13 protein-coding genes are annotated in these 12,527 nt (G+C 63.8%); 6 read left to right on the top strand and 7 right to left on the bottom strand.

Features of this window, described 5'->3' with window-relative positions; genetic code table 11:
• The first annotated feature begins 13 nt into the window (after window positions 1–13).
• Together QMK33_RS08370 and QMK33_RS08365 are read left to right on the top strand one after the other, a co-directional pair.
• Window positions 14–577, top strand: coding sequence for a DUF922 domain-containing protein (locus QMK33_RS08370; RefSeq protein ID WP_283564127.1), 564 nt, complete (start codon window positions 14–16; stop codon window positions 575–577).
• A 121-nt stretch (window positions 578–698) separates the two neighbouring features.
• Window positions 699–1,031, top strand: a complete 333-nt coding sequence (locus QMK33_RS08365; RefSeq protein WP_283564126.1) for a tRNA-binding protein — start codon at window positions 699–701, stop codon at window positions 1,029–1,031.
• Between the two features lie 13 nt (window positions 1,032–1,044).
• Here QMK33_RS08365 and QMK33_RS08360 read toward each other — a convergent pair whose 3' ends face one another.
• Window positions 1,045–1,422 (bottom strand): DUF4296 domain-containing protein, encoded by a 378-nt coding sequence (locus tag QMK33_RS08360; protein WP_283564125.1) that lies wholly within the window; start codon window positions 1,420–1,422, stop codon window positions 1,045–1,047.
• Between the two features lie 57 nt (window positions 1,423–1,479).
• Between QMK33_RS08360 and QMK33_RS08355 the strand changes: the two genes are divergently transcribed.
• The 3 genes from QMK33_RS08355 to QMK33_RS08345 all read left to right on the top strand — a co-directional run bounded on the left by QMK33_RS08355 (window position 1,480) and on the right by QMK33_RS08345 (window position 4,110).
• Window positions 1,480–2,394, top strand: coding sequence for a DUF58 domain-containing protein (locus QMK33_RS08355; RefSeq protein ID WP_283564124.1), 915 nt, complete (start codon window positions 1,480–1,482; stop codon window positions 2,392–2,394).
• Between the two features lie 6 nt (window positions 2,395–2,400).
• Window positions 2,401–3,348, top strand: a complete 948-nt coding sequence (locus QMK33_RS08350) for a hypothetical protein (RefSeq protein ID WP_283564123.1) — start codon at window positions 2,401–2,403, stop codon at window positions 3,346–3,348.
• 72 nt (window positions 3,349–3,420) lie between these two features.
• Window positions 3,421–4,110 carry an SIR2 family NAD-dependent protein deacylase gene (locus tag QMK33_RS08345; RefSeq protein ID WP_283564122.1) on the top strand — a complete coding sequence of 230 codons (690 nt, stop codon included), beginning with the start codon at window positions 3,421–3,423 and terminating at the stop codon, window positions 4,108–4,110.
• Between the two features lie 85 nt (window positions 4,111–4,195).
• On the opposite strand, the gene QMK33_RS08340 is transcribed toward QMK33_RS08345, so the two are convergent.
• Window positions 4,196–4,891 (bottom strand): TIGR02117 family protein, encoded by a 696-nt coding sequence (locus tag QMK33_RS08340; RefSeq protein ID WP_283564121.1) that lies wholly within the window; start codon window positions 4,889–4,891, stop codon window positions 4,196–4,198.
• Between the two features lie 101 nt (window positions 4,892–4,992).
• Complete coding sequence (locus QMK33_RS08335; RefSeq protein WP_283564120.1) at window positions 4,993–6,027, bottom strand: SMP-30/gluconolactonase/LRE family protein; 1,035 nt, start codon at window positions 6,025–6,027, stop codon at window positions 4,993–4,995.
• Between the two features lie 172 nt (window positions 6,028–6,199).
• Between QMK33_RS08335 and QMK33_RS08330 the strand changes: the two genes are divergently transcribed.
• Entirely contained in the window at window positions 6,200–7,312 is a 1,113-nt protein-coding gene (locus QMK33_RS08330) for an SMP-30/gluconolactonase/LRE family protein (protein WP_283564119.1), read from the top strand.
• A gap of 267 nt (window positions 7,313–7,579) precedes the next feature.
• Here QMK33_RS08330 and QMK33_RS08325 read toward each other — a convergent pair whose 3' ends face one another.
• The 4 genes from QMK33_RS08325 to QMK33_RS08310 all read right to left on the bottom strand — a co-directional run bounded on the left by QMK33_RS08325 (window position 7,580) and on the right by QMK33_RS08310 (window position 12,370).
• The gene (locus QMK33_RS08325; RefSeq protein WP_283564118.1) at window positions 7,580–8,569 is read right to left on the bottom strand and encodes an aldo/keto reductase; all 990 of its coding nucleotides are present in this window, start codon (window positions 8,567–8,569) and stop codon (window positions 7,580–7,582) included.
• Between the two features lie 39 nt (window positions 8,570–8,608).
• Window positions 8,609–10,750: a WG repeat-containing protein gene (locus tag QMK33_RS08320; protein WP_283564117.1), complete on the bottom strand. Its 2,142-nt coding sequence runs from the start codon at window positions 10,748–10,750 to the stop codon at window positions 8,609–8,611.
• Between the two features lie 84 nt (window positions 10,751–10,834).
• On the bottom strand, window positions 10,835–11,332 hold the full coding sequence (locus QMK33_RS08315) for a DUF6799 domain-containing protein (protein WP_283564116.1): 498 nt from the start codon (window positions 11,330–11,332) through the stop codon (window positions 10,835–10,837).
• A 102-nt stretch (window positions 11,333–11,434) separates the two neighbouring features.
• Window positions 11,435–12,370, bottom strand: a complete 936-nt coding sequence (locus tag QMK33_RS08310) for a DMT family transporter (protein ID WP_283564115.1) — start codon at window positions 12,368–12,370, stop codon at window positions 11,435–11,437.
• Window positions 12,371–12,527 lie beyond the last annotated feature (157 nt).

Below are 12,527 nucleotides of genomic sequence, written 5' to 3'. Positions count from 1 at the left end.
AACTCCTTTCTGCATGAACACCGCTTATTGGAAAACCCTGGCGCTGGTACTGCTGGCGGCCGCGCCGGCCGCCGCGCAGCAGGTAGCCCTGCCCGAAGGCTCGTTTCGCTGGTCGGCGAGCCGCCCGCTCACAATGGCCGATTTCAAGGGCCGGCCCCGGCCCACCGAATCGCACGCCGCGCTTACCTCGGCCAATATCAACACGGGGGCCAAGTGCAGCAGCAATATTTTTGCCGGCACGGCGCAGGCCAGCTTCTCGCCCAGCCGCTCGTGGGTGCGCGACCCGGCCCGCATGACGCCCGCCCTGCTGCGCCACGAGCAGCTACACTTCGATATTGCTGAAGTGTATGCCCGGCAACTGCGCCAGCAGCTGGCCGCCATTAGCCTGCCGTGCAGCAAGTTGGGCACCACCTTCGACCGCGTGAGCCAGGCCGCCTACGCCGCCTGGCAGCAGGCCGAAGACGCCTACGACCGCGAATCCAACCACGGCCTCCAGCACGAGCAGCAGGCCAAGTGGGAAGCCCAGGTGCGCCAGCAACTGCTAGCCCTGGCCGCCTTCGCCGAGGCCGAGGCGTAGTATAGCGATAAACCGAGGCAACGCGCCACGGCGCGTTGCCTCGTTGCACAACGTGGCTGAACCCGCGCAGGCAACGAACGCGCCGTGGCGCGCTCCTACGGCCAAATTACTCATTTACAGCATGATAACCTGGACCGACTTTGAGCAGATTGACCTGCGCGTGGGTACCATCGTGGAGGCCCGTGAGTTCCCGGAGGCGCGCCGGCCGGCCTACCAGCTCGTGCTGGATTTTGGCCCCGCTATCGGCCTCAAAAAATCGAGCGCCCAGCTTACGCACCACTACACGCCGGCCACGCTGCTGGGCCGGCAGGTGCTGGCGGTGGTCAATTTTCCGCCTAAGCAAATTGGGGCCTTCCGCTCTGAGGTGCTGGTGCTGGGCGCGCCCGATGCTGAAGGCCACACCGTGCTCACGGCCGTGGCCGCGCCCGTGCCCAACGGCAGCCGCGTGCACTAGCGCCGGCCGCACCTTAGTTATGCACCGGCGTGGGCTGGCCGCCCATTTTCTTGTTCATCGCCTCCAGCGAGTCGATAACACCCACGTAAATCTCGTCCAGGTCCTTGGCGTGCGTGGAGTAATAGCGGTAGCTGCGCTCGAAGGCCGAATCGGCGGTGGGCACGTGGTGCCGCTGCAACACCAGCAGCTGCTGGCTGAGGAAGAGCGCCCGGGCCGAATCGGGCGATAACCGGCTGGATTCCAGGCGCGATTCCAGCAAATGAAACTGAATGAGCAGGCTGGTTACCTCTTGCTTCGAGAGCAGGTTGGGCGGGGGCAGCACCTGCTCGGGGCGGCCGCAGCCGGCCAGGGCCAGCAGCAGGCCCAGGCCCAGCAGAAAACGAGTCAGCAAGCTTTTCACCCCCAAAAATAGCCCCGCGCCGTAGCTTCGCCCCTCACCCCGCCCGCCATGCCCCCCGCCGCCGCCAGCTCCAGTGCCCTGCCCGCCAGCCTCACGGCGCTGGTGCGCCGCCTGCGCCACCTCGAAATACGGATGCGCCAGGCGGTGGAAGCCCAGCTGCAAGGCAACTTCGGGTCGGTTTTTCGGGGCAACGGACTGGAGTTTGACGACGTGCGCCTATACCAGTACGGCGACGAGGTGCGGGCCATCGACTGGGCCGTGAGCAGCAAGGGCCACGGCACGTTCGTAAAAACCTACAAGGAAGAGCGCGAGCAGCAGGTGCTGGTGGCCCTCGACGTGAGCGCCTCGCAGCGCGTGGGCGGCGGCCCGGGCGGCCCCCAGCGCAAGCTCGACCTGGGCCGCGACCTGGCCGGCGTGCTGGCCTTGTCGGCCGCCCGCCAGGATGCCGCGCTGGGCCTGCTGGCGTTTTCGGACCGGAAGGAGCTGTACCTGCCCCCCGCCAAGGGCCTGCGCGCCGCCTACGCCCTGCTGCAACGGCTGTATGGCCTGCAAACGGCCTCGCGGCACACGGGCGTGGGCTTCGGTATTCGGCAGGTGCTCAGCCTGTTGAAGCGCCGCACGCTGGTAGTGCTCATCTCCGACTTTATCGACGAAAACTACGAGCGCGAGCTCACCATGCTGGCCCGCCAGCACGACCTGGTGGTGGTGCAGCTGCTGGCCCCGCAGGAAATCGCGTTTCCGGCGCTGGGCATCGTACCCCTGCGCGACGCCGAAACGGGCCTGCAACGCTGGGTCGATACCTCGGCCCCGGCCTTCCAGGCGCAGTACGCGGCCCAGGCCCAGGCGCGCGAGCTGGCCTTGCGCACGCTGTGCCGCCGCCAGCGCGTGGGCCTGCTCACGCTGCGCACCAACGAAGACTTTGTGCCGCAACTAGTGGGGCTGTTTCGGCAGCGCCGGGGCTAATCAGCTATGCCACAGGCCCTCAACTTTCAGCTCCACCCCAAGCGCTACTGGCTGGCCGGCTGGCTACTAGCCGGGCTGGCCCAGCCTATGGCGGCCGGCGCGGGCACCGGGCCAGGGCCGGTGGGCCGGTTTTCGCGGGCGGTGGTGGAGGTGGGCCAGCCCCTCGACTACATCCTGAGCTACCAGCACGACCCGGCCGAGGAGGTAGTTTTTCCCGATTCGCTGGCTGAGTTTGGCCCGTTTGAGTACGCGGGGCGGCGCTGGCTGCCCACCCGCACCGAAAACGGCCGCAGCCTCGACCGGGCGGTGTACCAACTGCGCACGTTTTCGCTGGCCCCGGTGCAAACCCTGCAATTGCCGGTGCTGGTGCTGCGCGGGGCCACCGACACGCTGCGCCTGCTGCCGCCGGCCGTGCAGGTGCAGCTGCGCCGCCTCGCCCCTATCCTAACTACTGACGATGCCGCCACGTTGCCAGCATTACGTACTGATAATCAAACAACTATCTTAAAACCTGCCTTCAACTATCCCTTTTGGCTGGCGGGCCTGGCGGCGCTGCTGGCGCTGGGTGGCGGGGCCTGGGCACTGTATGGCCGGCGCTGGCAGCAGCGCTATGGCCGCTACAAGCGCCGCAAAAACCACGTGTATTTTCTCACCCAGTTTGCCCGCAATGCCGAGCGCTTCACGCTCTCACGCTCGGCTCCGCTGGTGGAGCGCACCGTGGCGCTTTGGAAAAACTACCTTTCCAGCCTGGAAGATAATAATCTTAACTCATTGACTACTAAGGAGTTAACTGAATACTTCAATAATGATGAAGATGTGCGCCGCGCCCTGCGCGCCACCGACCGCGTGGTGTATGGCAACTTGCTGAGCGAAGACGCCCAGGAGGTTGACGCCGCCTTTCAGCGCCTGCGCGACTTTGCCGCGCGGCAGTATGAGCTGCTGGTTACTGACTAACAGGTCATTGGCACCACGCGCAAAACTGCCTTAACACCAATTCTCAATTCCTACAACTTAAACACTATCCAAATGCCTCATCTTGTAGTACTTACCGGGGCCGGCGTATCGGCCGAGAGCGGCATCCGCACCTTCCGCGACACCAACGGGCTGTGGGAAGAGCACCGCGTGGAGGATGTGGCCACGCCCGAGGCGTTTGCCCGCAACCCGGCGCTGGTGCTTGATTTTTATAACCAGCGGCGCGCCCAGGCCCGTACCGTGGCCCCCAACGCCGCCCACCTGGCCCTGGCCGGCTTCGAGGCCGCGCCGGGCTGGACGGTGCGCATCATCACCCAAAACGTGGACGACCTGCACGAGCGCGCCGGCTCGGCCCAGGTGCTGCACCTGCACGGCATGCTGACCCAAATGCGCTCGGTAAAGAACGAAACGGCCGTGTTCGACTGCCCCGGCGACATTGCCCTCGGCGACCTAGCCGCCGACGGCGGGCAGCTGCGCCCGCACATCGTCTGGTTTGGCGAAATGGTGCCCGCCATTGAGGAAGCCGCCGAAATTGTGGCTACCGCCGACGCGCTACTCGTGGTAGGTACCTCGCTGCAAGTATACCCGGCGGCCGGGCTACTGCACTACGCCCCGGACGATTGCCCGGTGTACGTCATCGACCCGCACCAGCCTGAGGTGAGCGGCCGGCGCGGCGTGCACTACGTAGTAGAGCCCGCCAGCATCGGTGTGCCGCAAGTGCTTGCGCAGCTAGTAGTTGGCTAGCGTAGCGTGGCCGCGGTGAGGCCGCGCGTAGTATCGTTGTCCAGTGACAACACGCGCGGCCTCACCGCGGCCACGCTACATGTGCTCACCGGCCGTACTGGTACAGAATGCCCTTGTCGAACGGCGTCCAGAGGCTGGCTTTCTGGCCGCATTCTTTGAGGCCGCGGTTGGTCCAGGTGTTGCAGGTGTTGAGGATGCTGTAGCGGCTATTGGCCTCGTAAAAGGCATCGTGGTCGGCGTAGCTGTGGCTCGGCAACCAGTTGAAGCCGCCGGCCGCATCGCGCTGAAAGCTTTCTTCGACGTAGGCGATGAGCCGCCGGTACTGGGCCGGCGTGAGGTGCAGCGGCACGCACCGGGGGCCAGAAGTGAGGTCGGAAGCCCGGTAAAACGTAGCGTGCATGAGCGTGCTGCTCAGCCAGAAGCCCGCCCGCACGGCGGTGCTGGGCTTAAGCTGGGCCCAGGTGGGCGTGTCGAGGTAAAAACCCTTATCGCCCCAGCCCACACCCACGTACTCGTAGGTGCTGTCGTGGGCCTGGGTGTTGGCGTAGGGCAGCTGCTGGCTCCAGTCGATGAAGCTGCTTTTTACGGGCATCACCAGGTCGGTGTGCACGCCGTTGGAATAGATGAAAAACGGCACGGTGGCCGCCTCCGTGGTGGGCTCGGCGGCCACCGGAATGCGCGACAGCACCTGCGCCACTCCGTAGTACAGGGCCACTGCGCCCACCAGAGTAGCGGCGGGGTAGCCAACAATTTTCAACGTTTTGCGCAACACAGGCAACATAAGCAGGGGCTAATTTTACCAGCTAGTACGAGTTTTTCCTAAAAGTAACCCGTAGCGCGTCGCACTTTATTTGCCCACGTATCAGCTTCCTGAAAGCCAAACTACTTGCCTGGCACGCCCCGGGCCAGCATTTTAATACGCAGTACCAGGCTGGAGGCCATCACGTAGAGCGAGTGCCCATCGTCGCCCCAGGCGCAGTTCGATACGGGCTCGTCGGGGTCGAGGATGCCCAGCAGCTGGCCTTGCGGCGAGATAATGAGCAAGCCGCCAAACCCCGCGGCATACACGTTGCCGGCCAGGTCAACTCTCAGGCCATCAGGCACTTCCTTAAAACGGGACCGGGGCAGCGACTTCATGTTGAAAAACGGCCGGGGCTTGGTCAGCTTGCCGTTTTTGCCCACCTCGTAGGCCAGAATGAGCGGCCGCAGCGAGTCAGCGTTCGACACGTAGAACGTGCGGCCGTCGGGGCTCAGGGCCAGGCCGTTGGCAAAGGGCACATCGGTGATTTCGGCAGTGAGCTGGCCATCGGGGGCGCGGCGAAACACGCCGGTATAGGGCAGTTCGCGCAGGGGGTCGGCCGCCTGCCTGGGCAGGCCAAAGGGCGGGTCGGAGAAATAAAACGCGCCGTCGGGGGCCACCACAACGTCGTTGGGACTGTTGAAGCGCTTACCCTGAAAGTTATCGACCACCGTGCGCTTGCCGCTTTGCCGGCTTATGGGCAGGCTGGCCAGGCGGCGGTCGCCGTGCTCGCAGAGCAGCAGGTTGCCGCGCCCATCGAGCGCCAAGCCGTTGCTACCGGGCTCTTTGCCATAGGGCATGCGGCCGGTGTAGCCGCTGTATTCCAAGAACTTACTACGCTGGCCATCGGCCGCCCGCCAGCGGTAGATGGTGCGGCCGGGCGTGTCCGAAAACAGCAGCATGCTGCTGTCGGGCACCCACAGCGGGCCCTCCACGTGGCTGTGGCCCGAGGAAATAATTTCGAGCTGCGCGCCGGGCGCTACCAACTGGTCGAGGGCGGGGCTGTGGCGCACAATGCGGCCCGTGGTGAGGGGCGGCGGGGCCTGGGCCGTGGCCGGGCCAGCCGCCAGCGCAAGCGCCGTGAGGGAAGCGTAGAAAGTGTGGAAAGCAATGCGCATAGCTACTATTCAATGAAACGGGTGGTGGCCCATGCAACTGCTCGTTCCTACCGCCGCACGCGCCGCAAGGTTGCGCCGGGCACTTTTCAACCTACTGCACCCGCTGGCTAACCCTTGGCAAATCCTGCCCGTACGGAAAAGGCGCGGTAACCTTCCTATCCGCACTCCTTCCATGCTAATTCGCTTCTTACTCTGTGCCGTTACTGCCCTGACTACTACTGCCCTGGGCACGCTCACCGCCAGTGCCCAAGACCTTAAAATCCCGCTGGAGGAAGTAGCCCAAGTAGGTCGCCACCAACCCATTGGCGTAGGCGTGTCGCACAAAGGGCGCATCTTCATGACGTTCCCGAAGAAGAAAAACGACCAGAACTATGCGTACGACTACGGCCTCGTGGAGCTGGTAAGCGGCCAGCGCGTGCCCTACCCCAACGCCAGCTGGAATCAGTGGGACTCGACCCAGGCCGCCACCCGCTTCGTGAATGTGCAGGCCGCCGTGGTCGATGCCGACGACAACCTGTGGGTGCTCGACCCAAGCAACCCCGACGACCAGGCCCCGGTAATAACGGGCATCAAGCTCCTGAAAATCAACCTCACAACCAATAAAGTGGAGCGCACTTACCGCTTCGAAGACCTGCCCCGCGAGCGCACCGGCCTCAACGACGTGCGCATCGACACGCAGCGGCAATTGGCCTACCTCTCCGACCCCGTGCTGGCGGCGCTGGTAGTGCTCGACCTGCGCACCGGCAAAAGCCGCATCGTGCTGCAAGGTGACAAATCGACGGCCGCCGAGCCGGGTTTTGTGCTGCGCCTTGATGGCAAGGAGGTAAAGGACAAAACGGGTAAGTCCTTCAGTAGCAACGCAAACGGCATTGCCCTCACCCACGACTTCCAGTACTTCTACTACCGGGCCATCAACCAAACCAAGCTCTACCGCATCGAAGTGCGGTACCTCGCCAACCCCGCCCTCCCACCCACTGAGCTGGCCAGCCACATCGAAACAGTGGGCGAAACCGGCGTGAGCCACGGCATGCTCGCCGATGCCGCCGGCAACATCTACCTCTCCGACTCGCCCAACTACGCCATCCGGCGCGTCACGCCCGCCGGCCGCTTCGAGCTGGTAACCAAGGATTTACGCCTGAGCTGGCCCGATACCTTCGCCCTCGGCCCCGATGGCTATCTCTACCTCACCGCCACCCAAATAAACCGCGCGCCCAAGTGGAACAATGGTGCAAGCAAGGTGGACTACCCCTTCCGGCTGTATCGGTTGAAACTACCCACGAAATAATAACAGTAAGTTACTGAAAAAGAACGTTATGCTTCTGCAAGCTCAGCATGACGTTCTTTATAAGCATTACGCTAGCAAACTCAAGTTGCGGACCAGCGCGCCGCGCTGGCAAGGTTCAGCTTGTAGGGCCGCGTTGCCGGGCCGCCGGCGCTAGCCGGCGGCCCGGTTATCGTTGAACGGCGCGGGCTGCGCAACGACAACCGGTCGGCCAGCTAGCGCCGGCGGACTGAGGAGCATGGCTCGCAACTTGAGTTTGCTCCTAATTAATTACCACAATTGATGGACCTGCGGCCGCACCAGGCGGTCGTACACAGCGCGCACGGCAGCCATTTGCTCGCCCGTGAGCGCGGGCAGCTCCTCAGTTTTCAGGTTGGAAAGCAGCTGCTCGGGCTTGGACGCGCCGGGGATGATGCAGCTTACTTCGGGGAACATGAGTATCCAGCGCAGCGCCAGCGGGGCCAGGTGGGGCTGGCCGGAGAATACACTTTTCAGCTCTTCCACGGCGGCCAAGCCGGTGTTGTAGTCCACGCCCGCGAAGGTTTCGCCCCGGTCGAAGGCCGCGCCGTCGCGGTTGAAATTGCGGTGGTCGTCGGCCGCGAAGGTGGTTTGGGCCGAGAACTTGCCCGTGAGCAGCCCGCTCGCCAGCGGCACCCGCACAATAACACCCACGTCGCGCCGCGCCGCCTCCTTAAATAACAGCTCGGCCGGACGCTGCCGGAACACGTTGAAAATCACTTGCAAGGTAGTCACGTTCGGGTATTCAAGGGCTTTGAGGCCCTCTTCCACCTTTTCCACGCTCACACCCAGGTTCTGGATTTTGCCCTCCGCTTTGAGCCGGTCAAACAGCTCAAAAACCTCGGGGCGGTAGTAGACTTCAGTGGGCGGGCAGTGCAGCTGCACCAGGTCGAGGGTGTCGAGCTGCATATTGCGCAGGCTGTCTTCCACAAAGCCACGCAGGGCGGCGGGCTGGTAGGCGGCGGCGGTGTGGGGCTGCAAGCGCCGGCCGCACTTGGTGGCCACGTAAATGCGCTCGCCGGCGCGGCTGCGCACGAGGCGGCCCACAGCTTTTTCACTTTTACCGTCGCCGTACACGTCGGCGGTGTCGATGAAATTGATGCCCGCGTCCACGGCAGCGTTCAGGATGCGGTCGGCATTGTCGTGGCTGAAGGGCTCGCCCCACTTGCCGCCCACCTGCCAAGTGCCGAGGCTGATTTCAGAGATGGAGAAGCCGGTTTTGCCGAGGGTGCGGTGGTTCATCAGGAATAAAAATTAGTGCGCAGGAAAGCCCAGTACGGGCTATTCCAGTTCGTCGCCGTCCTTATCGATAAAAAACTGGCGGCCCTTTTGCGTCACGCGCGCCTTGCCATCGGCAAAATCGGTGGCCAGCTGGTAGCGGCCGAAAGGCCTGGTACTCCGGCTGGGGTCGTCGAGGTAATCGGGGGTAATGAATGTGTAGCCATTGGTGAGCTTCACCCGCGCCAAGCCCTCGACAAAGGCGTAGGCTTCCACGAAGATGACGGGCTTTTCGGGCTCGGTGGGACCGCTGATGTAGTGCCAGCCCCGGTGGTCGAGCACGGCCGCGCGGCCCTCAGCAAAGTCGAGCGCGTTGAAATAATACGAGTCAAATTCCTGCCCCTGCTCATCAACGAAGGTGTAGGTGTCGCCCACCCGGGCGCGGGCATAGCCGCCGGCGTAGGGGTTCAGGGCATCGTAGGCCGGGGTAATAATTTCCTTACCTACCTCATCCACAAAGCCATACACGCCCGCCTTCGCCACCACCGCCCGCCCCGCCCGGAACGGGCCCGCCGCCGTAAACTGCGCCGCAATAACGGGCTTACCATCGGCATCGGCAAAGCCCCAGCGGCCATTTTCCTGGTAAGGCGCGGGCGCGCTGCCGCCCAGGTGGCCGGCCCCCCACCCTGCCAGCGCCAGCGCCACCAACCCGCCCGCCGCCACGCGCCGCCGCTGGCCCTGCCTCAGCCACGCCCATCCGCGCGCCGCTTGCGGCGCGGCGGCAGTGGCCAGCTTGCGCCCGGCCGCCCGCACGCTGGCCCGGTAGCTGGCCCAAACCGGCGAAACAGACGCAGCCAGGCGGGCACCCGCGCCACCCATCCACCCCGGTACCGCCGCCATCGGAGCGGACGCTACCGGAGCCGTCACTGTCGGCTGGGGAACCACCAGTGGCGGCGCTGGAGCGGCGGGCGCAGCAATTGCCGGCGCAACCGCCGCTGGCGTGGAAACGGGGGGCGCAACCGCCGGCGCAACATTCCCCACTGCTGGCATTGGCACTACGGCGTGAGCTGAAGCCAGCTCGCCGGCGGCGGGCAGCGGAGGCGCTGCGGGTGGGGCCGCCGGCGTATTCAGCCGCTCAATGAGCTGGCCGAGCTGCTGAATCTTAGCGTCCAACTCCTGGTTGCGGCTGGCGGCTTCGGCTTGCGAAACCTGCATACTGGCTTCCTGAGTAGCTTTTTCGCGGTTTTCGGCGGCTAGCCGGGCTTCGAGCTGAGCGGCTTCGGGGGCCACGGCCGGGGCCTGGGCCAGTTGGGCGCGCAGCTGGGCAATGCTGCGCTCGCGCTCGCTTTCGCGGGCTTCCATGAGGTGCAGTTGGGCGGCTACGTCGGCCTGCATTTGCTGGCGCATCTGCTCTAGCTGCTGCTTTTCTTCGCGGCGGGCCGCGGCGGCCGCGGCGGGGTCGTAGCCATAGGGCGGGTCTTCGTCGGGGATGTCGGCCGCGCCGAGCCAGCCCCAAAGCTTGCGGGCCTTCTGGCCCAGGAAGTTAGCTGCTTCGCTGGCAGCTGGTGAGCTAGTAGCCCTGGCCGATACCGAAGCAGGCATCGCCGTAGCCTGCTCATCGTCAGGTAGTAGACTAACAGCTAGCGCGGCCAGCTCCTCGGGGCTGAAGTTAATTTCAGGGGTAGCCAGCTCGCCCAGGCAGCGGGGCAGGGCGGCCACGCTGGCCAGCAGCTGAAAGCCGTTGGCCGGGGCAACCTGGAGGGCCAGCTTCGCATCGGGCGCAAAAGTAACGGGCTCGCTGAATAACACCAAACCCTTAATACAATGCAGGTTAGCCTGCCCAACGGGCAGGTGCGTGGCCAGCCAATCGGCCAGGTCGGCCTTCTGCTGCCCAAATTGCTCAAACAGGTTATCGAAGCCCCCGCGCCCTGCCAAGGGCCGCCCGCCCAGCTGCCAAGCGCCATAGCCCAGCGCCGGAATGCTGAGCCGCCCGCCGCCGGGCACCAGCAGTAGCAGCGTGATGCCGTGGGGCTGCACCACCACCGCGTCAAACGGCACCTGGCCGGCCTCGTCGGACACGGCTACGTGGCCCAGCAGCAGCGTGGCCGGCCCCGCTGGCTCGGCCTGCAACGCCGCCGCCACGGCCTCGAACAAACGCTGGCGGGCGAGGTCCGGAAAAGGAGTAGTGAGGTAATAAGAAACCATAGTCATCTAAAAATCCCGGGGGCCGCGGCCGGGCAGCAGACTCTAAGGAGCGAGCCGCCGGGCAAAATTCGGGCAATGGGCCGGTTAGTCGTCTTCGTTTTTTCGGTGGCCCCGGCCGTGGCCTTTACCGTGGCCCTTGCCGTGGTTTTTCTTCCACTTCTTACCGTTGAAAGAATAGCCGCCCTCTCCGCCGGCAGGCCCCAGTAGCGCTTCCAGCACCGAAGGCCGGGCCGCTGGCCCCACGCTGGCGCGCGCCGGGGCCGGGCTGGCCAGCGCCAAGGCCCCGCTGGCGGCGGTACGCACCGCCACCGGCCGGCCGCGCAGGTCGCAGCCCTGGCCCTCGCGTAGCTCGGTGCGCTGGCCGCCTGCCGCAATCACGAAGCCGTCTTTGGCTACCACCACGCCGGTGGGCAGGCGGGCATCGTGCGTCATGGGGCGCGCCTGGCCGTTACGCACCACCTGCATCTGGCCGTTGCGGCGCAGAAAGCCGTCGTTGTTCGTGGGCTGCTGAGCGAGGGCCAGTCGGCCCAGCGGTAGCAGCAGGCAGGCTAGCCCCACCGCCCGAAGGGTAGGCAAAGGCATAGGGAAAGAAAATCGATTAGCGGCGCTGCCCGGCAAAAAGCGCGCCCACAATGCGGCCTATACGGCAAATCGGCAGCCGGGCTGCCCAAGTAAGCCCAAAAGCTACCCCGCCGCAACCGCCGTTGGCGGCCGCTTCCAGCTTAGTAGCAGTACGCCGAGCACCACCAAAACAGTGCCCATAATCTGAGCCGCAAAAATGCGCTCGTTCAGCAAAAAATATGCTTGCGCAATAGTCGAAATCGGTCCGATACCGCTGATAATGGCTACATTATTAGCCCCAATTCTTTTCAGTCCCTGCGATATCAGAAACGAAGGCAGCACCGTCGAGAATATGGCCAGCAGCAGGCCGTAGCCCCACAATGCCCGGCCCGCCGTTAGGATTTCGCCCTGGCCAGCCAGCGCAAAATGCGTGAATATGCCGGCCGTGGCGGCTAGCATGGCGTACGCGGTAAATTTATTGGGCCCCACCAGCGGAATTAATTTCCCACTACCCGCAATGTAAATAGAATAGGTAATGGCGCATAAAAACACCAAAAAACTACCTAAATAAAACCCCGGCCGGCCGGTATCCATCGTCAATTCGCCCGCGTAGGCCACCGCAATGCCGAGGTACGTGAGCAGCAGCGCCCACTTCTGCACGCCCGTAATGCGCTGCTTGAAAACCAGCGCATTAATAAAAACCACGAAGCTGGGATACAGAAATAACAGCAGCCGCTCCAGCCCCGCCGACACGTATTGCAGCCCCATAAAATCGAGCAGGCTGCTCACGTAATACCCCAGCATTCCCAGCAAAATCACTAGCAGCCACTGCGGGCGCGTCATGCGCACATTCGCCTTTTTACCCGATACAAATAAGGCTACGCCCATATAAAACGGCAGCGCAAATACCATGCGCAGCGTGAGCAGCGTCAGCGCATCGGTATGCGTAGCCCCGAACGCCAGCTTGACAATAATGGCTTTGGTGGAGAATAAAATTGCCCCGAGTAGGGTGATGAGGAAGCCAGCAATGGGAATGGTTGGGCGAACAGGCGGTTGCATCGAATTTTTAATTCTTAGAAATCAGGTCCGCTAAGTACCCGTTGCTCATTAGTTTGCTATACAAAAACGTCATACTGAACGCAGTGAAGCATCTTAATCAGAAGAGCAATCTTCACGTTTAGAGCTGGTTACGCGACTAAGATGCTTCACTGCGTTC

Origin of the sequence: Hymenobacter sp. H14-R3 (assembly GCF_030063445.1) — a bacterium.
Classification (GTDB): domain Bacteria; phylum Bacteroidota; class Bacteroidia; order Cytophagales; family Hymenobacteraceae; genus Hymenobacter.
The sequence above is the reverse complement of the archived record's forward strand: the minus strand, read 5'-3'. Positions and strand labels throughout refer to the sequence as shown.

Bases quoted from the DNA above. Each gene is read 5' to 3' on its own strand.
- QMK33_RS08365 (WP_283564126.1), top strand. From the start codon at position 699: ATGATAACCTGGACCGACTTTGAGCAGATTGACCTGCGCGTGGGTACC.
- QMK33_RS08325 (WP_283564118.1), bottom strand. From the start codon at position 8,569: ATGAACCACCGCACCCTCGGCAAAACCGGCTTCTCCATCTCTGAAATC.
- QMK33_RS08370 (WP_283564127.1), top strand. From the start codon at position 14: ATGAACACCGCTTATTGGAAAACCCTGGCGCTGGTACTGCTGGCGGCC.
- QMK33_RS08355 (WP_283564124.1), top strand. From the start codon at position 1,480: ATGCCCCCCGCCGCCGCCAGCTCCAGTGCCCTGCCCGCCAGCCTCACG.
- QMK33_RS08350 (WP_283564123.1), top strand. From the start codon at position 2,401: ATGCCACAGGCCCTCAACTTTCAGCTCCACCCCAAGCGCTACTGGCTG.
- QMK33_RS08335 (WP_283564120.1), bottom strand. From the start codon at position 6,027: ATGCGCATTGCTTTCCACACTTTCTACGCTTCCCTCACGGCGCTTGCG.
- QMK33_RS08345 (WP_283564122.1), top strand. From the start codon at position 3,421: ATGCCTCATCTTGTAGTACTTACCGGGGCCGGCGTATCGGCCGAGAGC.
- QMK33_RS08315 (WP_283564116.1), bottom strand. From the start codon at position 11,332: ATGCCTTTGCCTACCCTTCGGGCGGTGGGGCTAGCCTGCCTGCTGCTA.
- QMK33_RS08310 (WP_283564115.1), bottom strand. From the start codon at position 12,370: ATGCAACCGCCTGTTCGCCCAACCATTCCCATTGCTGGCTTCCTCATC.
- QMK33_RS08340 (WP_283564121.1), bottom strand. From the start codon at position 4,891: ATGTTGCCTGTGTTGCGCAAAACGTTGAAAATTGTTGGCTACCCCGCC.
- QMK33_RS08330 (WP_283564119.1), top strand. From the start codon at position 6,200: ATGCTAATTCGCTTCTTACTCTGTGCCGTTACTGCCCTGACTACTACT.
- QMK33_RS08320 (WP_283564117.1), bottom strand. From the start codon at position 10,750: ATGGTTTCTTATTACCTCACTACTCCTTTTCCGGACCTCGCCCGCCAG.